The following is a 259-nucleotide window of genomic DNA, read 5'->3' on the forward strand; positions in this document are numbered from 1 at the left end:
CAGGGGCAAGAGCAGGTATTTCGCGGTGGCATAGTCGCCACCGTGGCCTTCAACCGGCCAGACGTGATCGAATGGCAAATCCACCTGGTGCGCCGATACCTGGCCGAGCACGAAAGCTACATCGTTTTCGACAACAGCAACAAGGACGATGCAAGGGAAGCGATCCGCGATCTCTGCCGTCGCCAGCATGTCCCCTATGTCGCCTTGCCGAAGAACAGGCTGGTCGTCAGCAGATCGCACGGTCAAGCGCTCAACTGGA

General features: G+C 59.1%; 1 pseudogene. It reads left to right on the top strand.

Features of this window, described 5'->3' with window-relative positions:
- Positions 1 to 259: pseudogene (locus EOB49_RS35505) on the top strand (hypothetical protein); the annotation flags it as partial.

Origin of the sequence: Mesorhizobium sp. M7A.F.Ca.MR.148.00.0.0, from assembly GCF_003997735.1 — a bacterium.
In the GTDB taxonomy this organism is placed as follows: Bacteria; Pseudomonadota; Alphaproteobacteria; order Rhizobiales; family Rhizobiaceae; genus Mesorhizobium.